This window comes from Azospirillum isscasi (assembly GCF_030849505.1).
Lineage (GTDB): Bacteria > Pseudomonadota > Alphaproteobacteria > Azospirillales > Azospirillaceae > Azospirillum > Azospirillum isscasi.
In genome coordinates, this window is sequence record NZ_JAUJFI010000003.1 from 63,484 (window position 1) to 85,457 (window position 21,974).

Sequence of the window (21,974 nt, forward strand, 5' to 3'; positions counted from 1 at the left end):
CGCCTCACCGGACGGTCCGGCAATAGGCGTACAACTCCGCCTCGCTCGCCCCCCCGATGGGTTGGCCGTTGAAATAGAGCCGGTTGGCGTACCAGGTCAGATAGCCGACCTCGACGCCCGCCCCCGCGGCCCCCTGCGGCACCGGAAAGCCCATGCGTCGGGCGAAATCCACCGTAACCGGAATGTCGAACCGGTCCAGCGGCGGCGCGGCGCCCGCGGAGCCCGGCAGGTCGGCGGGCGCCACCGGCTTGCCGTTCACGTCCACGCCCGGCGTGTGCTCCACCCCCGCCGCCGGGCGGTGGGCGGTCAGGAAGCGGCAGGCCGACAGGTCCACCGGCTGCGCCGCAGCACCGCCGGAAAGCGCCAGCAGGGCGGCGAGGAGAACGGCGGGACGGTGGATCATGGCGGGCCTCAGCCTTGGGCGGCGGCGGAATGATGCATGGATTTCCAGTAGGTGGCGAGATAGGGCATGCCCTTCTCCGCCTCCTCCTGGGTGCGGGCCGACTGGCGGATGTACTTGCCGATGAAGGGCTTGTTCACGAATTCCATGTCCACGGCGGCCTTCAGCACCAGGAATTCGCCGATCCGGTCCGGCAGGTTGTAGTGCCATTTCTGCAGGCAGTCGGAGGTCACCCCAGGCTTCGCCTGGTCCTGGCCGGACAGGTAGAATTCCTGATGGTGGTACTGGTTGATTTCCTTCCAGGCCTGGAAGATGCGCGCCGGCTTCACGCGGACCAGCCCCTTCAGCACCTTGATGTCGTCGTGGAACAGCGGCAGGTAGCCGCGCCGCGCCGCCTGCTCGTTGAGCATGGTGTAAAGGCCGGCCATCACGTCGCCCTCCGCGCCCTGGTCGGCGCTCTTCGCCTCCGGCTTCGCCGCCTTTCGCCCGAACAGGGAGGAGAAGAAGCCCTTCTTTTTCGGCGGCGCGGAGCTGCCGCTGTCCGCCCCCACCTTCCGCTCGTCCCACAGCGCGTCCCAGGCATAGTCCCAGGCGGTGAAGACGGCGTTGGACCGGTCGTCCAGGACGGTCAGCAGATAATCCCGCCCCTCCCGCGGCCAATCCACGTCGCCGACGATCGCCCGCACCGGGCGGCGGCTGAGCACCACCGGGAAGATCCCGACGCGGACCAGCTCGACATACATTTCCTGAAAGGACGGGGTCAGGGCAAAGGGAAGCTTCGCCGCCGGATGCTCTTCGGGGGTCAGCAACTCAAGACTTTTACGGGTGCGGTCGAGCAGTTCGGTGGTCAGAATGGCCGCGAACTGATCGAATTTCTCGTTGTCACCCGCGGTCATCGGCGCCTCGACATCGTTCTCCCCGCTGACGGCCGCAGAATCCGGCTGCGAACGCCGCCGCGCTTGAATCCAAAGTCCGAACGGACGCTCGCCCGCTTCCTTCGTAGGTGGATGAGCTATACCCGATAAAGGGTTAATTCATTCTGTATCGAAGCACAACGTTCCAACCTTCGCTAGAGACGAAGGCGATCACGGGCATCGTGAAAGGGGCCGGGGCCGGGACGAAAAAAGGACCGCGCGGCGGTCGCGGCGCGGCCCGAGGTTAGGGAGGAATCGCCACCAGGCGTCGGAAAAGAGGGAAGAACCCCTCTCGTCACACAAAGTACATTGAACACGCAACGCCACGATGACAAGGCTGATTCTGGATTACACCAAGTCTCCGCTCAATAATTGTTGAAATATGCTCATAATATAGCCAAATGATTGCATGGTGAGCTGGTATATGCCTTTCATCTAGGCATCGTATCCTGCGAAGCCCTGCCGAACGGCGACCATCCAGGGCGGCTCCAGCGCGGCGACTCCGGACCAGACCGGGCAATGCCGCTGATGGGCACCCGGCAGATAGCCGAGGCTCATCAGGAATTCCCCGGTGATTTCCCCGCCGGTGAAGCGGAAGGTGCGCTTGAACAGGCGGACCCACTCCGCCTTGCCCAAGGGATGATGGGCGCGCAGCCATCCGTCGAAGGAGCCGTGTGTGGCGCGCATGGCGATGATCCGCCGCGCGTTCTCGATGGCGGCGTCAACCTTCAGCCGGTTGCGGATGATGCCCGGATCGGCCAGCAGCCGTTCCCGCTCGGCCTCGCCATAGGCGGCCACGCGGTCGATGTCGAAGCCGTCGAAGGCGGCGCGGAAGGCGTCGCGCTTTTTCAGGATGGTCAGCCAGGACAGGCCCGCCTGGTTGATCTCCAACACCAGCCGTTCGAACAGCACCCGGTCGTCGGCGCTGGGAAAGCCATACTCGGTGTCGTGATAGGGGCCGTGATGCGCGTGCCCCGGCGCCACGTCGCAATAGGTGAGGCTCAAGGAAAGGCTCCTTCCCGGCGTCAGTGCGGCTTGGCCATCTCGCGGAAGGAAATCAGGTCCGATTGCACGACCGCGTAGATGCCCAGCCACACCACCGCCGCGACCAGGGTCGTGACGGCGAATTTCAGAAGGATGCGCGGGCGTTCCGGCGCGCTGGCCGCCATGCCCGGCTCGGGCTGGGTCGGGGCTCGCACGCCCCAGGGCAGCACCGCGAACAGCACCACCCACCAGACGACCACATAGACGCAAATGCCCGTCACCCAGCCCATCGCATTCCCCCCGGCATCGAGTGCCTGTGGCCTCAGGCTTGCTCCAGTTCCACCAGGGTCCCGCAGAAGTCCTTCGGGTGCAGGAACAGCACCGGCTTGTCATGGGCGCCGATCTTCGGCTCGCCGTCGCCCAGCACGCGGGCCCCCTGCTCCTTCAGACGGTCGCGGGCGGCCAGGATGTCATCCACCTCGTAGCAGATGTGGTGGATGCCGCCGGACGGGTTCTTTTCCAGGAAGCCGGCGATCGGCGATTTGTCGCCGAAGGGGTGCAGCAGTTCGATCTTCGTGTTGGGCAGCGTGACGAAGACGACGGTGACGCCGTGCGGCGGCAAATCCACCGGCTGCGACACCGCAGCACCCAGCGTGTCGCGGTAGAGCGCCGTGGCCGCCGGCAGATCCGGCACGACGATGGCGACGTGGTTCAGCTTCCCGATCATGGGTCCCTCCGAAAGACGAAAAGTCGGACCTGCTTATACACGGACCAGATGCACGTCCGTCACCGGCTTCTTGCCATGGGTCGCGTTGAAGCAGCGGCGGACGGCGATGCGGGCGGCGTTGCGCACCTGCTCGTCGTCGGAACGTGCCGACTTCGGCATCTCGGCGACGGCCTCCCGCACCGCGTCCACCACGTCCAGCAGCAGGTCGCGGTCCGCCGAGTCGTCCAGCAGCCCCATCACCGCGATCTGCGGGGCGGTCACCAGTTCGCCCTTCCCGTTCATCACCAGCGTGACGACGGCGGCGCCGTTGTGAACCATCCGATGGCGCGCCCGCATCAGCCCGGTGTCGAGCGGCACCAGACGCTTGCCGTCCAGCGCCATGCGGCCCGAGCGGACCTGCGCCACCACCCGCGCCGGGCCGCCCGGGCCCAGCCGGATCAGGTCGCCGTTGCCGGGGATCAGCGCCTCCGGCACCTGGCAGGCGCGGGCCAGCCGGGCGTGCTCCAACTGGTGGCGCTGCTCGCCGTGGACCGGCACGGCGATGCGCGGGCGCACCCACTGGTACATGCGGACCAGCTCGTCCTGCGCCGGATGGCCGGAGACGTGGACCGGCGCCTCGTCGGCGGTGACGATGCGGATGCCCTGGCTGACCAGCAGGTTCTGCATGCGGCCGATGGCCCGCTCGTTCCCCGGAATTTCGCGGGAGGAGAAAATCACCACGTCGCCGCGCTGCAGCGACACCTGGGGATGGTCGTCCGACGCGATGCGGGCGAGCGCGGAGCGCGGCTCCCCCTGGCTGCCGGTGCAGATCAGCACCAGCTTGTCGCGCGGCACGTAGTTGGCGTCGTGCTCGGTCAGGAAGGCCGGCACCTCGGCCAAATAGCCGTTGGACCGCGCCGCCTCGTTGATCCGCCACAGCGACCGCCCGACCAGGGCGACGTGGCGCCCGTGCGCCGCCGCGGCGTGGGCGATGCTCTCCAGCCGGGCGACGTTGGTCGCGAAGCAGCTCACCGCCACCCGCACGTCGGGATACTGTCCGATCAGCTCGGTCAGCGTCCTGCGCACCCCCGCCTCCGACCCGGAGCTGCCGGGGACCAGGGCGTTCGTGCTGTCTCCGATCAGCGCCAGCACCCCCTCGTCGCCGATGGCGCGCAGCCGCTCCTCGTCGGCGGCTTCCCCCACCAGCGGGTCGGGGTCGAGCTTCCAGTCGCCAGTGTGCAGCACCGTACCGGCGGCGGTGCGGATCGCCAGGGCGTTCGGCTCGGGGATCGAGTGGGTGACCGTCACATACTCGACGGAGAAGGGGCCGACCTCCACCGTGCCGCCGAGCGCGATCTCATGGACGGGCACCACCCCGGCCAGCCCGCGCTCGTGCAGCTTGGCGCGCAGCACGGCGGCGGTGAAGGGCGTGCAGTAGACGGGGACGCGGAGCTGCGGCCACAGATACTGGATGGCCCCCAGGTGATCCTCGTGCGCGTGCGTCAGCACGATGCCCAGCAGGTCGTGCCGCCGCTCCGCGATGAAGGCGGGGTCCGGCATGATGACGTCCAGCCCCGGCATCGTGTCGTCCGCGAAGGAAATGCCGAGATCCACCATCAACCACTTGCCGCGATGGCCGTAGAGGTTGAGGTTCATGCCGATCTCGCCCGAACCGCCCAGCGGCAGGAAGTAGAGCGCGTCGTCCTCGGGAGCGAACAAGTCGCCGTCTCCCTCGACCGGGTGGGCGGAGAGAGCGGAGTCGGGTTGGGTCATTGGGCCGTGTTGCGCTTGTGGATCAGGAGGAGGCCGCGCAGCGTGAGTTCGCCGTCGGTGTGTTCGATTACATGGGTAGCCTTGGCGAAAAGCACACCCAGCCCTCCGGTCGCGACGACCGTCATCGGCTCGCCGTACTCCGCCCGGATGCGGTTCACCAGCCCTTCGATCAGGCCGACATAGCCCCAGAAGACGCCGGACTGCATGCATTCGATGGTGTTGGTGCCGATGACGTGGCCCGGCTGCTGGATCTCCACGCGCGGCAGCTTGCTGGCCGCCATCTGGAGCGCCTCCAGCGACAGGTTCAGCCCCGGCGCGATCACGCCGCCGCGGTAATTGCCGTCGCGGTCCACCACGTCGAAGGTGGTGGCGGTGCCGAAGTCGATGACGATCAGCGGCGTCCTGTAGGTGGCCGCCGCCGCCACCGTGTTGACCAGGCGGTCCGCACCGACCTCGTCGGGGCGGTCCACCAGGGCCCGCGTGCCGAGATCCACCCCCGGCTGTCCGACCACCAGCGGCTCGCAGCCGAAATGATCCTTGCACAGGCGCTTCAGGTTGAAGGTGGCGCCGGGCACCACGCTGGCGATGATGGTGCTGTCGATGTCCGCCGGGCGCAGGGCCTTCAGCGCCATCAGGTGGGTCAGCCACACCATGTATTCGTCGGCGGTGCGCTTCTGGTCGGTCGCCGTCCGCCACAGGCCGCGTTGTTGGTCGCCGTCATAGATCGCGAACACCACGTTGGTGTTTCCGGCGTCGATGGCGAGCAGCATCTCAGGTCTCCACCACGGGTGGGAAAAACACGTCACCGGCGGCGATGCGCTGGCGCCCCGCCCCGTCCTCCCGATCAAGCAACAGAACGCCGTCGCTGTCCAGATCGGCGAAGGTCCCCGTCAGCGTCCGGTCCGGCAGGCGGACGACGATCGGCTCGCCGAGCCCCCTCGCCCGCTTCAGCCAAGCATCCCGCACCGGACCGAAGCCATGCTCCGTCCACAGCGCGTACCAGCGGGCCAGATGCTCCGCGTAGATTTCCAGAAGCGCCGCGGGCTGGAGCGCCGGAGCGCCCTCGGCCGCCAGCGAGGTGGCCGCGAACTCGGTGCCCTCGGGAAAATGCCGCAGGTTGATGCCGACGCCAAGCACCAGCCAGGAGAGCCCTCCCCCAGCGGCGGCCTCCGACTCGAGCAGGATGCCGGACAGCTTGCGCCCCTGCACCAGCACGTCGTTGGGCCATTTGCAGCGGACGCTGTCCGGATCGGGAAGCACGGAGGCCGCGGTGTCCGCAATGGCCAGGGCCGCCACGAACGAAATCTGCGCCGCCTCGGCCGGTGGGCGTGAGGGGCGCAGAATGATCGAACTGTAGAGATTGCCTTCCGGCGAGGTCCAGGCGCGGCCACGGCGGCCGCGGCCCGATTCCTGCCGCTTCGCCCAGACGATGGTGCCCTCGGCAGCCCCCGAACGCGCGAAGGCCTTCGCCTCGTCGTTCGTGCTGCCGACGGAGTCGAAGGCCATCACCCGGAAGCCCGGAGGCAGGCGCAGACGCGCCGCCTCCGCTTCATGACCTGCGGTCATCCGGCGAACAGGGACGCCGCCGCCGACGCCGCGTAGTTCAGGATCGGGGCCGGAACCACGAAGAACAGCAGCGTGAACAGGCCGGTGGCGATCAGGATGCCGGTCATCCCGTCGTCGTTGATCTTGTCGAACGCCTCCACCGGCTCATCGAAGTACATGATCTTGATGATGCGCAGATAGTAGAAGGCGCCCACCACGCTGGTCAGCACGCCGATCACCGCCAGCGTGTAGAGCTGCGCCTCGATGGCGGCGAGGAAGACGTACAGCTTGCTGAAGAAGCCGGCCATCGGCGGGATGCCCGCCATGGAGAACATGAACACCGCCATCGCGCCCGCGAGCAGCGGATTGGTGCGCGACAGGCCGGCGAGGTCCTTGATCTCCTCGACCATGCGGCCCTGCTGCTTCATGCACAGGATGACCGCGAAGGTGCCGATGTTCATGACGATGTAGACCGCCATGTAGATCAGCACGCCGCGCACGCCTTCCTGCGTCCCGGAGGCGAGGCCGACCAGGGCGTAGCCGACGTGGCCGATGGAGCTGTAGGCCATCAGGCGCTTGATGTTGTTCTGGGTGATCGCCGCGAAGGCGCCGAGCGACATCGACAGGATCGAGCTGACGATGATGATCTGCTGCCACTGGTGGGCCAGATGACCGAACGGCTCGATCAGCAGGCGGGTGAACAGCGCGATGGCGGCGACCTTCGGGGCGGCGGCGAAGAAGGCCGTGACCGGGGTCGGCGCGCCCTCGTAGACGTCCGGCGTCCACATGTGGAACGGAACGGCGGAGATCTTGAAGGCCAGACCGGCGGCGACGAAGACCAGGCCGATGATGACGCCCACCGACGGGTGCATGCCGCCGGCGAACAGGGCCGCGATCTTGTCGAAGGAGGTCGTGCCGGCGAAGCCGTAGACCATCGAGGCGCCGTACAGCAGCATGCCCGAGGAGAGCGAGCCCAGCACGAAGTACTTCAGGCCCGCTTCCGACGACTTGGTGTTGTCGCGGCGGAAGGCCGCGATGACGTAGAGCGCGAGGCTCTGCGTCTCCAGGCCGACATAGAGCGAGATGAGGTCGTTGGCCGACACCATCATCAGCATGCCGAGCGTGGCGAAGAGCATCAGCACCGGGAACTCGAACCGGGCCATCTTCTCACGCTCGTTGAAGCCGAGCGCCAGCAGGACCGACAGCGAGGCGGCGACGAGGATCAGCACCTTCATGAAGACGCCGAAGGCGTCCATCACGAAGAGGCCGTTGAAGGTGACGACCCGGCCCGTGCCGTAGCCCATGGTCAGGATGGCGGCCAGCAGCAGCGCCACCATCGTCATGTAGCCGATGGGGCGCGTGAAGCCGTCGCCGCGGAACACGCCGATCAGCAGCAGGGCCATGCCAGCGCAGGCGAGGAAGATTTCCGGCAGGGCCGGCCAGATGTCGGGAAACACAGCGGTCATGTCGGAACCTCTAGCGCGCGGCGACGGAGACGTCGCCGGCCCCGCCCTGAGCGGCGGCCAGCTTGGTCTGGTAGGTCTGGATCAGCTGCCCGACGGACGCCGAGGTGACGTTCAGGAAGCTGTTCGGGTAGACGCCCATCCACAGCACCACGGCGATCAGCGGCAGGAAGATGGCGACCTCACGGGTGTTCAGGTCGAACATCGCGCGGACGTCCGGCTTGACCAGCTTGCCATACACGACGCGGCGGAACAGCCACAGCGCGTAGGCGGCACCCAGCACCATGCCGGTGGCGGCCAGGAAGGCGACCCAGGTGTTGTCGCGGAAGGCGCCGAGCAGGACCAGGAACTCGCCGACGAAGCCGGAGGTGCCCGGCAGGCCGACCGAGGCCATGGTCATGAACAGGAACACCACCGCGTACTTCGGCATGTTCTTCACCAGACCGCCGTAGCGGGCGATCTCGCGGGTGTGCAGCCGGTCATAGACCACGCCGACGCAGAGGAAGAGCGCGCCCGAGACGATGCCGTGCGACAGCATCGTGAAGATCGAGCCCTCGATGCCCTGCTGGTTCAGCGCGAACATGCCGATGGTGACGAAGCCCATGTGGGCGACGGAGGAGTAGGCGATCAGCTTCTTCATGTCCTCCTGCGCCAGGGCGACGAGGGAGGTGTAGATCACCGCGACGATCGACAGCGTGTAGACCAGCGGGGCGAAATACTCGGTCGCCTCCGGCAGCATCGGGATGTTGAAGCGCAGGAAGCCGTAACCGCCCATCTTCAGCAGCACGCCGGCCAGGATGACCGAACCGGCGGTCGGCGCCTCGACGTGGGCGTCGGGGAGCCAGGTGTGCACCGGCCACATCGGCACCTTCACCGCGAAGGAAGCGAAGAAGGCCAGCCACAGCCAGAGCTGCATGTTGCGCGGGAAGTGGGTCGCCGTGATCGTCGGGATGTCCGTCGTGCCGGCCGCGAAGTACATGGCCAGAATGGCCAGCAGCATCAGGACCGAGCCGAGCAGCGTGTAAAGGAAGAACTTGAACGCCGCGTAGACGCGCCGGGCCCCGCCCCACACACCGATGATCAGGAACATCGGGATCAGCACGCCCTCGAAGAACATGTAGAAGAGGACGAAATCCAGCGCGCAGAACATCCCCACCATGAGGGTTTCCAGCACGAGGAAGGCGATCATGTATTCCTTGACCCGGTTCTGCACCGCCTCCCAGGAGGAGAGGATGCAGAGCGGCATCAGGAAGGTGGAAAGGATGACGAACAGCATCGAAATGCCGTCCACACCCATGTGGTAGGAGATCCCGAATTCGGGAATCCAGTCCGCCTTCTCCACGAGCTGGTAGCCCGGGTTGCGCGGGTCGAAGTTGAACCAGATGAACAGCGACAGGACGAAGGTGATGACCGTCGTCCAGAGCGCGACGTAACGGACGTTCCGAACCACATCCGGCGTGTTGCCCCTGCAGAACAGCAGGATCAGCGCCACACCGGCCAGCGGCAGGAAGGTCGTGAACGACAGGAGCGGCCAGCTAGCCATTGTTCTTGTTCCCCTTCAAACCGCTCAACCGAACACCGAGAGCCAAGCCACCAGCAGGACCACACCGATCACCATCGCGAAGGCGTAGTGATAGACGTAGCCGGACTGGAGGCGGCTGGCGCGCGCCGCGACGTCGCGGGTGGCGGCGGCGATTCCGTCCGGACCGACACCGTCGATCACGGCGCCGTCGCCGGATTTCCACAGGCCGTAGCCCAGATACTTGGCCGAGCGCACGAACAGGAAGTCATACAGCTCGTCGAAGTACCACTTGTTGTACAGGAACTGGTGCACGCCACGGAACGTGGCGGCGACCTTCGCCGGCAGGCCGGGGATCGCCATGTACATGATGTAGGCGAGCGCGATGCCGATCAGGCCGACGACCAGCGGGGCCAGCTTGACCCAGCCCGGCGTGTGGTGGTGCGCCGCCTCGATGCTGTTGTGATCCGCCAGCACCAGGATGGTCTTGCCCCAGAAGTGCTCCATGCTGTGGCCGATGAACAGCTCGTGGAAGCCGAAGCCGGCGAACAGGGCGCCCAGCGCCAGGACGGCCAGCGGGATCAGCATGACGACCGGCGATTCATGGGCGTGGTCGAAGACCGACTTCTCCATCCGCGGCTTGCCGTGGAAGGTCATGAACAGCAGGCGCCAGGAGTAGAAGGCCGTCAGCAGGGCCGCGGCGATGCCGAGCGCGAAGGCGAACTTGCCGACCGGGCTGGCCGAGGCGAAGGCCGCCTCCAGGATCATGTCCTTGGAATAGTAGCCGGCGAAGAAGGGCAGACCGGCCAGCGCGAGGTTGCCGATCCACATCACCGCGTAGGTGAAGGGGATCTTCTTCCAGACGCCGCCCATGTTGCGCATGTCCTGCTCGTGGTGCAGGGCGTGGATCACCGACCCGGCGCCGAGGAACAGCAGGGCCTTGAAGAAGGCGTGCGTGAACAGGTGGAACATCGCCGCGCCGTAGGCGGACACGCCCGCGGCGAAGAACATGTAGCCGAGCTGGCTCATGGTCGAATAGGCGATGACGCGCTTGATGTCGAACTGGGTGAAACCGATGGTCGCCGCGACGAAGGCCGTCAGGGCGCCGACCACGGCCACGATCTCCAGCGCCGTCGGCGCGTATTCGAAGACCGGGGACAGGCGGCAGACCATGAAGACGCCGGCGGTCACCATGGTGGCCGCGTGGATGAGGGCCGACACCGGGGTCGGGCCTTCCATGGCGTCCGGCAGCCAGGTGTGCAGGCCGAGCTGCGCCGACTTGCCCATGGCGCCCATGAAGAGCAGCAGGCAGGTGATGGTCAGCGCGTCGATGTTCCAGCTCAGGAAGTGCAGCTTCTGGCCGACCAGCTCCGGCGCCTTGGCGAAGATCGCGTCGAACTGGACGGAGCCCGTCAGGACGAAGATCGCGAAGATGCCGAGCGCGAAGCCGAAGTCGCCGACGCGGTTGACCAGGAAGGCCTTGATCGCCGCGTTGTTGGCCGAGGGCTTCTCGTACCAGAAGTTGATGAGCAGGTAGGAGGCGAGACCGACGCCTTCCCAGCCGAAGAAGAGCTGCACGAGGTTGTCGGCCGTCACCAGCATCAGCATGGCGAAGGTGAACAGCGACAGGTAGCCCATGAAGCGCGGCTTCTGCGGGTCCTCGGCCATGTAGCCGATGGAGTAGACGTGCACCATCGCCGACACGGTGTTGACCACCACCAGCATGACCGCGGTGAGCTGGTCGACGCGCAGCGCCCAGGACACGTCCAGGCCGCCGCTGCGGATCCAGCTCATCAGCTCGATCGTGCGCGGGTGGCCGCCGACGGCGACGTCGAAGAACAGCACCCAGGACAGGACCGCGGAGATCAGCACCGCGCCGGCGGTGACGAACTGCGCCGCCCGGTCGCCCGCGGTGGGCGGACCGGCGACGGCGTGGTGATCGTCGTGGCCGTCGTCATGCTCGTCGTGAGCGTGCGCGTCATGAGCATGGGCGTCGTGCCCATGATCGTGCCCGTGATGGTCGTGGTGGCCGTGGCCGCCGGCGTGCGCCGGCTCCGCCTTCGGTCCGCCGAACAGGGCGATCGAACCGGCGACGAGGAACGCCAGGAGCGGGAGGAATACGACAAGGACTTCCATGGCGCGGCCTTAGCCCCTCATCAGATTGATGTCTTCGACCCGGATGGAGCCGCGGTTGCGGAAGTACACCACCAGGATGGCGAGACCGATGGCCGCCTCGGCGGCGGCGACGGTCAGGATGATCATGGAGAAGACCTGCCCGACCAGATCGTTCAGGAAGACCGAGAACGACACCAGATTCAGGTTCACGGCGAGCAGCATCATCTCGATCGACATCAGGATGATGATGACGTTCTTCCGGTTGAGGAAGATGCCGAGCACCCCGAGCGTGAAGATGATGGCCGAGACCGTCAGATAATGTCCGAGACCGATTTCCATGATCACACGCCCTCCCCGGTCGGCACCTTGCGGATGGCGACCACATCCTCGCGCCGACGGGCGAGCTGGGAGCCGACGTTCTGCTTCCGGACACCCTCGCGCTGGCGCAGGGTCAGGACGATGGCGCCGATCATGGCGATCAGCAGCACGATGCCCGACGCCTGGAACAGGTAGACGTAGTGGGTGTAGATGAGCTGGCCCAACTGCTCGGTGTTGGTCGCACCGCCCATCGCCGCGACCGGCGCCGAGGCGGCCTTCTGGGCCGCCGGGGCGATGATCCAGCCGCCGAGGACGGCGGCCAGTTCGGCCAGCAGGATGAGGCCGATCAGCCCGCCGATCGGCAGATACTGCAAGGCGCCCGCCCGCAGTTCGCGGAAGTTGATGTCGAGCATCATCACCACGAACAGGAACAGAACCGCGACCGCGCCCACATAGACGATCACCAGGATCATCGCGATGAACTCGGCCCCGAGCAGCACGCACAGGCCGGCGGCCTGGAAAAAGGCCAGGACCAGATAAAGGACCGAATGAACCGGATTCCGCGCCGAGATGACCATCACACCGGAGGCCACCAGCAGCGCGGCAAAGACGTAGAAGGCGATGCCTTGAACAATCATCGTTATCCCCGTTTCCGCTTACCGCACTGCAAAGGACTTACCGGTACGGCGCCTCGGCCGCGAGGTTCTGGGCGATTTCCGCTTCCCAGCGGTCGCCGTTCGCCAGCAGCTTCTGCTTGTTGTAGAAAAGCTCTTCACGGTTCTCGGTGGAGAACTCGAAGTTCGGACCCATGACGATGGCGTCGACCGGGCATGCCTCCTGGCAGTAGCCGCAGTAGATGCACTTCGTCATGTCGATGTCGTAGCGCGTGGTGCGGCGGCTGCCGTCCTCACGCGGTTCGGCCTCGATGGTGATGGCCAGGGCCGGACACACCGCCTCGCACAGCTTGCAGGCGATGCAGCGTTCCTCGCCGCCGGGATACCGGCGCAGGACGTGCTCGCCACGGAAGCGGGAGCTGATGGGGCCCTTTTCGAACGGGTAGTTCAGGGTCACCTTGGGCTTGAACATGTACCGCAGGGTGAGCCCGAGGCCGCCCAGCAGTTCGGTCAGGAACAGGCTGCGCGCCGCACGATCGAGGAACGCCATGGCCTCTTCGTCTCCTTCCTAGCGGGCGCCCCGTTCCGGGTGACGCCCGCGCTTTCTCTTTAAATCTCGATCCGATGGTCCGTTCAGCCGCCGGTCACTTCGGCAGCCAGCCGAACGTCACCAGCACGCCGGCCGTCAGCACGACCCACAGCAGCGAGAACGGCAGGAACACCTTCCACCCGAGCCGCATCAGCTGATCGTAGCGGTAGCGCGGCATGGTCGCGCGGACCCACACATAGACGAACAGGCAGAAGGCGATCTTCAGGGCGAACCAGATCGGACCGGGTATCCAGGTGAAGGGCGCGAACGGCAGCGGCGGCAGCCAGCCTCCCAGGAACAGGATGCTGGTCATCGCGCTCATCAGGATCATGTTGGCGTATTCGCCAAGGAAGAAGAGCGCGAAGGGAGCCGAGCTGTATTCCACCATGAAGCCGGCCACCAGCTCCGACTCGCCTTCCGGCAGGTCGAAGGGCGAACGGTTGGTTTCCGCCAGCGCCGAGATGAAGAAGATCACGAACATCGGCAGCAGCGGGATGGCGAACCAGATCGTCTGCTGCGCTTCCACGATCTTCGTCAGGTTCAGCGACCCGACGCAGAGCAGGACGGTGATGATCACGAGGCCCATTGAGACCTCGTAGGACACCATCTGTGCCGCGGAGCGGAGCGCGCCCAGGAAGGCGTAGCGGGAGTTCGACGCCCAGCCGGCCATCACGATGCCGTACACGCCCAGCGACGAGATCGCGAACAGGTACAGGATGCCGACGTTGATGTCGGCCAGCACCATGCCGTAGTCGAAGGGAATGACCGCCCAGGCGACCAGCGCCAGGAAGAAGGTCAGCATCGGCGCCAGATAGAAGACGAAGCGGTTCGCCCCGACCGGCAGGATCTGCTCCTTCGCGAACAGCTTCAGGCCGTCCGCGAAAGGCTGCAGCAGACCGAACGGCCCGACGATGTTCGGACCCTGGCGGAGCTGCATGGCGCCCATGATCTTACGCTCGGCGTAGGTCATGAAGGCCACCGCCACCAGGAGCGGCACGACGATCGCCAGGATCTTGAGGACGATGATGATCAGCGGCAGCAGGAAGCCGCTCCAGAACTCAGCCATGGGTACCGGTCCTCTCCTGAGCGCTCTCGGCGGGCTTCACAAACGTCTCGGCGCAACGAGCCATGGTCACCGAGGCGCGGCTGATCGGGTCGGTCATGTAGTAGTTCGCGACCGGCGACTGGAACGGGGCCGCGTCGAGCGCGCCCTCCGCACCGAACGGCGCCCAGGGGGCCGGCGTGACGGAACCGACCGCCGCGAAGACCGGGTTGACCTCGGCCAGACGGCGGCGCAGCTGGGCCAGGCTGTCGTAGGGCAGCTTGTGGCCGAGCAGCTCCGACAGGGCGCGCAGGATCTTCCAGTCCTCCCTCGCCTCGCCGGGCGGGAAGGTGGCGAGACGCGCCTGCTGCGGACGGCCCTCGGTGTTGACGTAGATGGCGTTCTTCTCGGTGTAGGCGGCACCCGGCAGGATGACGTCGGCGCGGTGGGCGCCCTTGTCGCCGTGGTGGCCCTGGTAGATCACGAAGGCCTTGCCCAGGGCGGCGGTGTCGATCTCGTCGGCGCCCAGCAGGAACACCACGTCGATCTCGCCCTTCCCCGCCCCGTCCAGGATGCCGGCGGTGCCGCGGCCGCCCTCGCCCGGCAGGAAGCCGATGTCGAGGCCGCCGACGCGGGACGCCGCGCCGTGCAGAACGTTGAAACCGTTCCAGCCGTCCTGAACGACGTTGACGGTCTCGGCCAGCTTGCGCACCGCGGCCTGGACGGCGGGACCGTCCTTGCGGCGGAACACGCCGGCGCCGAGGATGATCATCGGGTTCTTGGCGCCGCGCAGCACGTCCGCGAAGGCGTGCGTGCCGTCGAGAAGCTGCTGCAGAGCGTCCGTCCCCGTGCCGAGATGGCTGTACGGGTAGGTCAGCTCGCGGGCCTCGCCGATCACCGCGACCTTCAGGCCACCCATGAGGTAGCGCTTGCGGATGCGGGCGTTGACGAGGGTGCCTTCCCAGCGCGGGTTGGTGCCGACGAGCAGGATGACGTCCGCCCGCTCGATCCCGGCGATGCCGCTGTTGAACAGGTAGCCGGCGCGGGCCGACGTGTCGAACAGGGCGCCGTCCTGGCGGCAGTCGATGTTGGCGGACCCGAGCCCGGCCATCAGCTCCTTGAGCGCCAGCATGGACTCGGTGTCGGCCAGATCGCCCGCGATGGCGGCGATGCGGTTGCCCGCGACGCCCTTCACCTTGGCGGCGATGGCCTGGAACGCCTCGGCCCAGCTCGCCGGCTGGAGCTTGCCGTCCTTGCGGACGTAGGGGCGGTCGAGACGCTGGCGCTTCAGCCCGTCATAGGCGAAGCGGGTCTTGTCGGCGATCCACTCCTCGTTCACGTCCTCGTTGACGCGCGGCAGCACGCGCATCACCTCGGGGCCGCGGGTGTCGACGCGGATGTTCGAGCCGACCGCGTCCAGGACGTCGATCGTCTCGGTCTTGCGCAACTCCCACGGACGGGCCGTGAAGGCGTAGGGCTTGGACAGCAGCGCGCCCACCGGACAGACGTCGGCCAGGTTGCCCGACAGCTCCGACCCGATGGCCTTCTCGACGAAGGTGGTGATCTCCATATGCTCGCCGCGGTTCACCGCGCCGAGGTCGGGAACGCCGGCGATCTCGTTCACGAAACGGATGCAGCGCGTGCAGTGGATGCAGCGCGTCATCTCGGTCCGGATCAGCGGCCCCATATACTTGTCCTGGACGGCGCGCTTGTTCTCGCCGTAGCGGCCACGGTCGAAGCCGTAGGCCATCGCCTGGTCCTGCAGATCGCACTCGCCGCCCTGGTCGCAGATCGGACAGTCCAGCGGGTGGTTGATGAGCAGGAATTCCATGACGCCCTTGCGGGCCTTGTGCACGACCTCGGAATTGGTCTTCACGACCATCCCGTCGCCGCAGGGCATGGCGCAGGCGGCCACCGGCTTCGGCGCACGCTCCATCTCCACGAGGCACATGCGGCAGTTCGCCGGCACGCTCAGCCGCTCGTGGTAGCAGAAGCGCGGGATTTCGATGCCAAGCTGTTCGCAGGCCTGCAGGATCGAGGTGCCCGGCTCGACTTCGATCTCGATCCCGTCGATGGTGAGTTTCGGCATGGGAAACCGGGCTCCTTACTCGGCCGCCAAGGACTTGGCGGCGTTGCGGTAGTCGAGGATGCGGCGCTCGACCTCCGGCCGGAAATGCCGGAACAGGCCCTGGATCGGCCAGGCCGCGGCATCGCCGAGCGCGCAGATGGTGTGCCCCTCGATCTGCTTGGTGACCTCCAGCAGCATGTCGATTTCCTCGACGCGCGCGTTGCCGGTCACCATGCGCTGCATGATGCGGTTCATCCAGCCGGTGCCCTCGCGGCACGGCGTGCACTGGCCGCAGCTCTCATGGGCGTAGAACTGCGACAGGCGCGCGATGGCCTTCACCACGTCGGTGGACTTGTCCATCACGATCACCGCCGCGGTGCCGAGGCCCGACCGCACGTCGCGCAGGCTGTCGAAGTCCATCAGCACCGTGTCGCAGATCGACTTCGGCAGCAGCGGAACCGACGAACCGCCGGGGATGATCGCCAGCAGGTTGTCCCACCCGCCGCGCACGCCGCCGGCGTGCTTCTCGATCAGCTCCTTCAGCGGGATGCCCATCTCCTCTTCCACATTGCACGGCTTGTTCACATGGCCGGAAATGCAGAAGAGCTTGGTGCCGGTGTTCTTCGGACGGCCGAGGCCGGCGAACCACGCCGCGCCGCGGCGCAGGATGGTCGGAACCACCGCGATGGATTCGACGTTGTTCACCGTGGTCGGCGACGAATAGAGGCCGGCCTGGGCGGGGAACGGCGGCTTGTTCCGCGGCTGGCCCTTCTTGCCCTCGATGGACTCGATGAGCGCGGTTTCCTCGCCGCAGATGTACGCACCCGCACCGCGGTGGATGTAGATGTCGTAGTCGTAGCCGGTGCCGCAGGCGTTCTTGCCGATCAGCCCCGCCGCGTACGCCTCGTCGATGGCGCGCTGGACGTTCGAGCCTTCGTTGTAGAACTCGCCGCGGATGTAGATGTAGCAGGCGGACGCGCCGATGGCGAAACCGGCGATCAGGCAGCCCTCGATCAGCTTGTGCGGATCGTGGCGCAGGATGTCGCGGTCCTTGCAGGTGCCCGGCTCGCCCTCGTCGGCGTTGATGACGAGATAGACCGGCTTGTCCGTCACGTTCTTCGGCATGAAGGACCACTTCATGCCCGTGGAGAAGCCGGCGCCGCCGCGCCCGCGCAGGCCGGATTCCTTGACCTGCTCGATGATCCACTCTTTGCCCTGGGCGATCAGGGCCTTGGTGTTGTCCCAGTCACCACGCTTCCGGGCGGCGTCCAGGCCGAAGCTCTGGTAGCCGTACAGGTTGGTGAAAATGCGGTCCTCGTCACGAAGCATCGCATCCCCCTCAATCGGCCTGGGTGGTGGTGAAAGCCTTCAGAGTCGTCGGGCCGCCCACCGGTTCGGAGGACTGCCGGCCGATCTGCGAGCCGTGCTTGGGGATCTCGCCGCTCTTCAGCGCGTCGATGATCTTTTCCATGTGTTCCGGGCTGACGTCTTCATAATAGTCGTCGCCGATCTGGACCACCGGCGCGTTGACGCAGGCGCCCGAACACTCGACCTCGCGCAGCGTGAACTGGCCGTCCGCGGTGGTCTCGCCGACGCCGATGCCCAGCTTGCGCTCACAGGTGTGCACGATGTCGTCGGACCCGCGCAGCCAGCACGGCGTGGTCGTGCAGACCTGGATGACGTGCTTGCCGACCGGAGTCTTGTTGTACATCGTGTAGAAGGTCGCGACCTCGTACACGCGGATGCGCGGCATGCCGAGCAGGTCGGCGACGGCGTCCATGGCGACGCGCGGCAGCCAGCCGTCGTGCTGGCGCTGGGCCAGATCGAGCAGCGGCATGCAGGCGCTGGCCTGCTTGCCCGCGGGATACTTCGCGATGATGGCCTTCGCCCGCTCCAGATTTTCCGGAGTGAAGGCGAAGGAGGCCGGCTCCTTGGCCGGGTCGTGAGCCGGGGCGCTCATCGGTCAATCTCTCCGAACACGATGTCCATGGACGCGATGTTGGCCACCGCGTCGGCCAGCATGTGGCCTTTCGACATGAAGTCGAGGCCCTGCAGGTGGGCGAAGCCCGGCGCGCGGATCTTGCAGCGGTACGGCTTGTTCGTGCCGTCCGACACCAGATACACGCCGAACTCGCCCTTCGGCGCCTCGATGGCGGTGTAGGTTTCGCCCGCCGGGACGTGAAAGCCCTCGGTGAAGAGCTTGAAGTGGTGGATCAGCGCTTCCATCGACCGCTTCATCTCGCCGCGCGGCGGCGGGGAAACCTTGCGTTCCTCCGCGCGCACCGGGCCGTCGGGAAGCTCCTTCAGGCACTGGCGGATCATGGCGTTCGACTGGCGCATCTCCTCCATGCGGACGAGGTAGCGCGCCCAGCAGTCGCCCGTCAGGCCGACCGGCACGTCGAAGTTCATGCGGTCGTAGACCTCGTAGGGCTGCGACTTGCGCAGATCCCAGGCGACGCCGGAGCCGCGGAGCATGGGTCCGGTGAAGCCCCAGTCGAAGGCCTGCTCCTTGGTCACGATGCCGATATCGACGGTCCGCTGCTTGAAAATGCGGTTGTTCGTCAGCAGATTGTCGATGTCGTCAACGAACTTCGGGAAGCGCTCGGTGAATTCCCAGATGTCGTCGGTCAGGCCCGCGGGCAGATCCCACGCCACGCCGCCCGGACGGAAGTAGTTCGCGTGCAGGCGCGCACCGCACACACGCTCGTAGAACTCCATGAGGATCTCGCGTTCCTCGAAGCCCCACAGCGCCGGGGTGATCGCGCCGACGTCGAGCGCGCCGGTGGTGATCGACAGGATGTGGTTCAGGATGCGCGTGATCTCGGAGAACAGCACGCGGATGTACTGGGCGCGCAGCGGCGCCTTGATCTGCAGCAGGTTCTCGATGCCGAGCACATAGGCGTGCTCCATGCACATCGGGCTGACGTAATCCAGACGGTCGAAGTACGGAACGGCCTGCAGGTAGGTCTTGTACTCGATCAGCTTCTCGGTGCCGCGGTGGAGCAGGCCGATGTGCGGGTCGCAGCGCTCGACGACTTCGCCGTTCAGCTCCATCACCAGACGCAACACGCCGTGGGCCGCAGGGTGCTGCGGCCCGAAGTTCATGGTGTAGGGCTTGATCTGGGTCTTGCCGCCGGCCTGGCCGGCGGAGGGGTGTGCGGACGTGGCGATGGTCACGGCTTGCTCCCGGTGTCAGGGGCCTGGGCCTTCTCGTCGCCGGGCAGCATCACGTTCGTCATGCCTTCCCACGGCGACAGGAAGTCGAAGCTGCGGAAGTCCTGCGTCAGGCGGACGGGTTCGTAGACGACCCGCTTCTGGTCCTCGTCGTAGCGGCACTCGACGTAACCCGTCATCGGGAAGTCTTTGCGCAACGGATGACCTTCGAATCCGTAGTCGGTCAGGATACGGCGCAGGTCCGGATGGTCGGAGAAGAAGATCCCGTACATGTCCCAGGTTTCACGCTCGAACCAGTTGGCCGCGCTGTACACCGGAACGGCGGAGGCCACCGGGGTGTCCTCGTCGGTCGTCACCTTCACGCGGAGGCGCCGATTGTGCTTGTAGCTCAAAAGGATGTAGACGACCTCGAAGCGTTCCTCCCGCTCCGGCCAATCCACAGCGGTGACGTCCAGAAGCTGCTCGAACGAGCAGGTCGGATCGTCACGCAGGAAGGTGAGCGACTTGATGAGCGAGGGCCGGCGGACGGTCACCATCAACTCGCCAAGCTTCAGCTCGACCTTCAGGACATCGTCGCCGAGAGTCGCGGCGATATGGTCCCCGAGTTCCTTCAACGCCTGTTCGGACATGGCCAGGACCTGCCTTTTTCTTATTCAGCGAGCGATGCGGTTGCCGCGCCGGATCTTCTTCTGGAGCTGCAGAATGCCGTAGACCAGCGCTTCCGCAGTGGGAGGACAGCCCGGCACATAGATGTCGACCGGAACGATCCGGTCACAGCCGCGCACCACCGAGTAGGAGTAGTGGTAGTAGCCGCCGCCGTTGGCGCAGGAGCCCATCGAGATGACCCAGCGCGGTTCCGGCATCTGGTCGTAGACCTTGCGCAGCGCGGGGGCCATCTTGTTGGTCAGCGTTCCGGCCACGATCATGCAGTCGGACTGGCGCGGGCTGGGGCGCGGGATGACGCCGAATCGGTCCAGGTCGTACCGGCTCATGTAGGCGTGGATCATCTCCACCGCGCAGCAGGCCAGACCGAAGGTCATCGGCCACAGGGAACCGGTGCGGGCCCAGGCGAGCACGTCCTCGTACTTCGCCGTGATGAAGCCCTTTTCCTGGATCTCCTCGGTGACCGCGCGGAGATAGGCGTCCTGTTCCGGTCCGGGCGGAATCGGCGCCAGCTTGGCAGCCTCTACTCCCATTCCAGAGCTCCTTTCTTCCACTCATAGATGAAGCCGATGGTCAGAATCCCGAGGAATACGATCATCGACCAGAAGCCGAACAAGCCGATGTCCCCGAGCGCCACGGCCCACGGGAACAGGAAGGCGACCTCGAGGTCGAAGATGATGAACAGGATGGAGACCAGATAAAACCGCACGTCGAACTTCGCGCGGGCATCCTCGAACGGCTCGAAGCCGCATTCGTAGGGGGAGAGCTTTTCCGAATCCGGATTCTTCGGGCTGATGACGTAAGACGCGCCGACCATCACGACGGCCAGCGCAATACCGATCAGCAGGAACACCAGGATCGGAAGGTACTCAATGATCAGCGGGTTGGTCACCGCGGTCCTCCCATAAGCCCACGCCACGAACGCCGGTACGGCCCGTAATCGGCCGACGCGCGGTGCCGTGGCTGGAATGCCTTGGATTAGCCCATCAGACGGGGCGGAATATATGACGAGAGCGTGATCAAGGAAAGCGCTTTGAATCGCTTTCGGCCAATGAATCCACTCTGCGGAAATGAGTGGATGTCCTTGGTATTACCAGACTTTTTAAATGCCCCTGAACTCTATCCGGCTTATCGGATATGCGGGACCAACTGATCGGATATAGGGATGGGAGGCCCGCTGTTAAACCCACATACGCTACGTTTTCAAAGGAGAGGAGAAGTGGCGCGAGTGACGGGACTTGAACCCGCGGCCTCCGGCGTGACAGGCCGGCGCTCTAACCAACTGAGCTACACCCGCGCAACGCGGCGATTTGAAAAGCGCACAAACCAGCGTCCGTATCATAGGATCGCAGCGCTGTTTCCGGGGCCTGCCCCGTCGCCGATGGGCGGTTTCTAACCGCCCGGCGCATGGCCTGTCAATCACGAATTTGAAAAGCCATCTCCGATACGATGGCGGGCACGGCGGAAGGCGCGGCGGAGGGCGCGATGGTGGGCGATGAGGGTTTCGAACCCCCGACCCTCTCGGTGTAAACGAGATGCTCTACCGCTGAGCTAATCGCCCGCGCCGCGGCGTTGACCGGACCAACCGTCCTGAAAACGCAAAACCGGCCGACATCTGCCGACCGGCGCGCACTATGCCCCGGATGCCCCGCCCGTTCAAGACGTCATCAGTTCAAAACGTCCTTCAGGGTCTTGCCCGGCTTGAACTTCGGCTGCTTCGACGCGGGAATGTCGATCTTCTCGCCGGTGCGCGGGTTGCGCCCCTCGCTGGCGGCGCGCTCAGCCACTGCGAAGGTGCCGAAACCGACCAGGCGGACCTCTTCCCCGCTCTTCAGCGAGTCGGTGATGCCTTCAAAAACGGCATCGACAGCCTTGGCTGCATCAGTTTTAGACAAACCCACAGCATCGGCGACATGCGCCACCAGATCGTTCTTGTTCACCTGCGTCCCCTTTCCCAATCCGGCAAAGAAATCGGAAGCAAAGCCACCCCATGACTTCGCGCATTCAAACGATAAACGCGACATCGCCCGCCCGTCAATTGCAGACGGGCGGGCGATGCGAGGCAAAGTGGCGTTTTTTTATGCGCG

General features: G+C 65.9%; 23 protein-coding genes and 2 tRNA genes. All 25 read right to left on the minus strand.

Annotated elements, in window-relative coordinates; all coding sequences use genetic code 11:
* Positions 1 to 4: 4 nt before the first annotated feature.
* Positions 5 to 403, minus strand: a complete 399-nt coding sequence (locus QSG27_RS01680; protein WP_306703417.1) for a hypothetical protein — start codon at positions 401 to 403, stop codon at positions 5 to 7.
* Positions 404 to 411: 8 nt separating this feature from the next.
* A complete protein-coding gene (locus QSG27_RS01685; protein ID WP_306703419.1) occupies positions 412 to 1,296 on the minus strand; it encodes a hypothetical protein in 885 nt (294 codons plus the stop codon).
* A gap of 453 nt (positions 1,297 to 1,749) precedes the next feature.
* Positions 1,750 to 2,319 carry a DNA-3-methyladenine glycosylase I gene (locus QSG27_RS01690; RefSeq protein WP_306703420.1) on the minus strand — a complete coding sequence of 190 codons (570 nt, stop codon included), beginning with the start codon at positions 2,317 to 2,319 and terminating at the stop codon, positions 1,750 to 1,752.
* A 20-nt stretch (positions 2,320 to 2,339) separates the two neighbouring features.
* On the minus strand, positions 2,340 to 2,588 hold the full coding sequence (locus QSG27_RS01695) for a DUF1467 family protein (RefSeq protein ID WP_306703422.1): 249 nt from the start codon (positions 2,586 to 2,588) through the stop codon (positions 2,340 to 2,342).
* Between the two features lie 32 nt (positions 2,589 to 2,620).
* The gene (mce, locus tag QSG27_RS01700; RefSeq protein ID WP_306703424.1) at positions 2,621 to 3,025 is read right to left on the minus strand and encodes a methylmalonyl-CoA epimerase; all 405 of its coding nucleotides are present in this window, start codon (positions 3,023 to 3,025) and stop codon (positions 2,621 to 2,623) included.
* Positions 3,026 to 3,058: 33 nt separating this feature from the next.
* Positions 3,059 to 4,777 carry a ribonuclease J gene (locus QSG27_RS01705; protein ID WP_407653168.1) on the minus strand — a complete coding sequence of 573 codons (1,719 nt, stop codon included), beginning with the start codon at positions 4,775 to 4,777 and terminating at the stop codon, positions 3,059 to 3,061.
* Complete coding sequence (locus QSG27_RS01710) at positions 4,774 to 5,547, minus strand: type III pantothenate kinase (protein ID WP_306703426.1); 774 nt, start codon at positions 5,545 to 5,547, stop codon at positions 4,774 to 4,776. Before QSG27_RS01710 ends, QSG27_RS01705 begins: the two co-directional genes overlap by 4 nt.
* Before the next feature lies 1 nt (position 5,548).
* Positions 5,549 to 6,343 carry a biotin--[acetyl-CoA-carboxylase] ligase gene (locus QSG27_RS01715; protein ID WP_306703427.1) on the minus strand — a complete coding sequence of 265 codons (795 nt, stop codon included), beginning with the start codon at positions 6,341 to 6,343 and terminating at the stop codon, positions 5,549 to 5,551.
* The gene (gene nuoN, locus QSG27_RS01720; RefSeq protein ID WP_306703428.1) at positions 6,340 to 7,788 is read right to left on the minus strand and encodes an NADH-quinone oxidoreductase subunit NuoN; all 1,449 of its coding nucleotides are present in this window, start codon (positions 7,786 to 7,788) and stop codon (positions 6,340 to 6,342) included. The genes QSG27_RS01715 and nuoN overlap by 4 nt, the downstream gene beginning before the upstream one ends.
* 10 nt (positions 7,789 to 7,798) lie before the next feature.
* Positions 7,799 to 9,328, minus strand: a complete 1,530-nt coding sequence (locus QSG27_RS01725) for an NADH-quinone oxidoreductase subunit M (protein ID WP_306703430.1) — start codon at positions 9,326 to 9,328, stop codon at positions 7,799 to 7,801.
* Positions 9,329 to 9,352: 24 nt separating this feature from the next.
* Positions 9,353 to 11,440: an NADH-quinone oxidoreductase subunit L gene (gene nuoL / locus QSG27_RS01730; RefSeq protein ID WP_306703431.1), complete on the minus strand. Its 2,088-nt coding sequence runs from the start codon at positions 11,438 to 11,440 to the stop codon at positions 9,353 to 9,355.
* A 9-nt stretch (positions 11,441 to 11,449) separates the two neighbouring features.
* Entirely contained in the window at positions 11,450 to 11,758 is a 309-nt protein-coding gene (gene nuoK, locus QSG27_RS01735) for an NADH-quinone oxidoreductase subunit NuoK (RefSeq protein WP_014240130.1), read from the minus strand.
* A gap of 2 nt (positions 11,759 to 11,760) precedes the next feature.
* On the minus strand, positions 11,761 to 12,375 hold the full coding sequence (locus tag QSG27_RS01740; RefSeq protein ID WP_306703436.1) for an NADH-quinone oxidoreductase subunit J: 615 nt from the start codon (positions 12,373 to 12,375) through the stop codon (positions 11,761 to 11,763).
* Positions 12,376 to 12,412: 37 nt separating this feature from the next.
* Positions 12,413 to 12,901 (minus strand): NADH-quinone oxidoreductase subunit NuoI, encoded by a 489-nt coding sequence (nuoI, locus tag QSG27_RS01745; RefSeq protein ID WP_306703437.1) that lies wholly within the window; start codon positions 12,899 to 12,901, stop codon positions 12,413 to 12,415.
* A gap of 94 nt (positions 12,902 to 12,995) precedes the next feature.
* The gene (nuoH, locus tag QSG27_RS01750) at positions 12,996 to 14,006 is read right to left on the minus strand and encodes an NADH-quinone oxidoreductase subunit NuoH (protein ID WP_306703438.1); all 1,011 of its coding nucleotides are present in this window, start codon (positions 14,004 to 14,006) and stop codon (positions 12,996 to 12,998) included.
* Positions 13,999 to 16,071 (minus strand): NADH-quinone oxidoreductase subunit NuoG, encoded by a 2,073-nt coding sequence (nuoG, locus tag QSG27_RS01755; RefSeq protein ID WP_306703439.1) that lies wholly within the window; start codon positions 16,069 to 16,071, stop codon positions 13,999 to 14,001. Before nuoG ends, nuoH begins: the two co-directional genes overlap by 8 nt.
* Before the next feature lie 15 nt (positions 16,072 to 16,086).
* Positions 16,087 to 17,379, minus strand: coding sequence for an NADH-quinone oxidoreductase subunit NuoF (gene nuoF, locus QSG27_RS01760; RefSeq protein ID WP_306703440.1), 1,293 nt, complete (start codon positions 17,377 to 17,379; stop codon positions 16,087 to 16,089).
* A gap of 10 nt (positions 17,380 to 17,389) precedes the next feature.
* A complete protein-coding gene (gene nuoE, locus QSG27_RS01765; RefSeq protein ID WP_306703441.1) occupies positions 17,390 to 18,010 on the minus strand; it encodes an NADH-quinone oxidoreductase subunit NuoE in 621 nt (206 codons plus the stop codon).
* Positions 18,007 to 19,155, minus strand: coding sequence for an NADH-quinone oxidoreductase subunit D (locus QSG27_RS01770; RefSeq protein ID WP_306703458.1), 1,149 nt, complete (start codon positions 19,153 to 19,155; stop codon positions 18,007 to 18,009). The genes nuoE and QSG27_RS01770 overlap by 4 nt, the downstream gene beginning before the upstream one ends.
* A gap of 68 nt (positions 19,156 to 19,223) precedes the next feature.
* On the minus strand, positions 19,224 to 19,853 hold the full coding sequence (locus QSG27_RS01775; RefSeq protein WP_306703442.1) for an NADH-quinone oxidoreductase subunit C: 630 nt from the start codon (positions 19,851 to 19,853) through the stop codon (positions 19,224 to 19,226).
* 24 nt (positions 19,854 to 19,877) lie between these two features.
* A complete protein-coding gene (locus tag QSG27_RS01780; protein ID WP_014240121.1) occupies positions 19,878 to 20,420 on the minus strand; it encodes a NuoB/complex I 20 kDa subunit family protein in 543 nt (180 codons plus the stop codon).
* Entirely contained in the window at positions 20,411 to 20,779 is a 369-nt protein-coding gene (locus QSG27_RS01785) for an NADH-quinone oxidoreductase subunit A (protein ID WP_306703443.1), read from the minus strand. The genes QSG27_RS01780 and QSG27_RS01785 overlap by 10 nt, the downstream gene beginning before the upstream one ends.
* Before the next feature lie 328 nt (positions 20,780 to 21,107).
* Positions 21,108 to 21,184 (minus strand) — tRNA-Asp (locus QSG27_RS01790).
* A gap of 189 nt (positions 21,185 to 21,373) precedes the next feature.
* A tRNA-Val gene (locus tag QSG27_RS01795) sits at positions 21,374 to 21,448 on the minus strand.
* A 106-nt stretch (positions 21,449 to 21,554) separates the two neighbouring features.
* Positions 21,555 to 21,911 (minus strand): HU family DNA-binding protein, encoded by a 357-nt coding sequence (locus QSG27_RS01800; protein ID WP_306703459.1) that lies wholly within the window; start codon positions 21,909 to 21,911, stop codon positions 21,555 to 21,557.
* Between the last annotated feature and the right edge of the window lie 63 nt (positions 21,912 to 21,974).

Coding starts and splice junctions, on each gene's coding strand:
- QSG27_RS01680 (WP_306703417.1), bottom strand. CDS start 403: ATGATCCACCGTCCCGCCGTTCTCCTCGCCGCCCTGCTGGCGCTTTCC.
- QSG27_RS01685 (WP_306703419.1), bottom strand. CDS start 1,296: ATGACCGCGGGTGACAACGAGAAATTCGATCAGTTCGCGGCCATTCTG.
- QSG27_RS01695 (WP_306703422.1), bottom strand. CDS start 2,588: ATGGGCTGGGTGACGGGCATTTGCGTCTATGTGGTCGTCTGGTGGGTG.
- mce (WP_306703424.1), bottom strand. CDS start 3,025: ATGATCGGGAAGCTGAACCACGTCGCCATCGTCGTGCCGGATCTGCCG.
- QSG27_RS01705 (WP_407653168.1), bottom strand. CDS start 4,777: ATGACCCAACCCGACTCCGCTCTCTCCGCCCACCCGGTCGAGGGAGAC.
- QSG27_RS01710 (WP_306703426.1), bottom strand. CDS start 5,547: ATGCTGCTCGCCATCGACGCCGGAAACACCAACGTGGTGTTCGCGATC.
- QSG27_RS01715 (WP_306703427.1), bottom strand. CDS start 6,343: ATGACCGCAGGTCATGAAGCGGAGGCGGCGCGTCTGCGCCTGCCTCCG.
- nuoN (WP_306703428.1), bottom strand. CDS start 7,788: ATGACCGCTGTGTTTCCCGACATCTGGCCGGCCCTGCCGGAAATCTTC.
- QSG27_RS01725 (WP_306703430.1), bottom strand. CDS start 9,328: ATGGCTAGCTGGCCGCTCCTGTCGTTCACGACCTTCCTGCCGCTGGCC.
- nuoL (WP_306703431.1), bottom strand. CDS start 11,440: ATGGAAGTCCTTGTCGTATTCCTCCCGCTCCTGGCGTTCCTCGTCGCC.
- nuoK (WP_014240130.1), bottom strand. CDS start 11,758: ATGGAAATCGGTCTCGGACATTATCTGACGGTCTCGGCCATCATCTTC.
- QSG27_RS01740 (WP_306703436.1), bottom strand. CDS start 12,375: ATGATTGTTCAAGGCATCGCCTTCTACGTCTTTGCCGCGCTGCTGGTG.
- nuoI (WP_306703437.1), bottom strand. CDS start 12,901: ATGGCGTTCCTCGATCGTGCGGCGCGCAGCCTGTTCCTGACCGAACTG.
- nuoH (WP_306703438.1), bottom strand. CDS start 14,006: ATGGCTGAGTTCTGGAGCGGCTTCCTGCTGCCGCTGATCATCATCGTC.
- nuoG (WP_306703439.1), bottom strand. CDS start 16,071: ATGCCGAAACTCACCATCGACGGGATCGAGATCGAAGTCGAGCCGGGC.
- nuoF (WP_306703440.1), bottom strand. CDS start 17,379: ATGCTTCGTGACGAGGACCGCATTTTCACCAACCTGTACGGCTACCAG.
- nuoE (WP_306703441.1), bottom strand. CDS start 18,010: ATGAGCGCCCCGGCTCACGACCCGGCCAAGGAGCCGGCCTCCTTCGCC.
- QSG27_RS01770 (WP_306703458.1), bottom strand. CDS start 19,155: ATGAACTTCGGGCCGCAGCACCCTGCGGCCCACGGCGTGTTGCGTCTG.
- QSG27_RS01775 (WP_306703442.1), bottom strand. CDS start 19,853: ATGTCCGAACAGGCGTTGAAGGAACTCGGGGACCATATCGCCGCGACT.
- QSG27_RS01780 (WP_014240121.1), bottom strand. CDS start 20,420: ATGGGAGTAGAGGCTGCCAAGCTGGCGCCGATTCCGCCCGGACCGGAA.
- QSG27_RS01800 (WP_306703459.1), bottom strand. CDS start 21,911: ATGTCGCGTTTATCGTTTGAATGCGCGAAGTCATGGGGTGGCTTTGCT.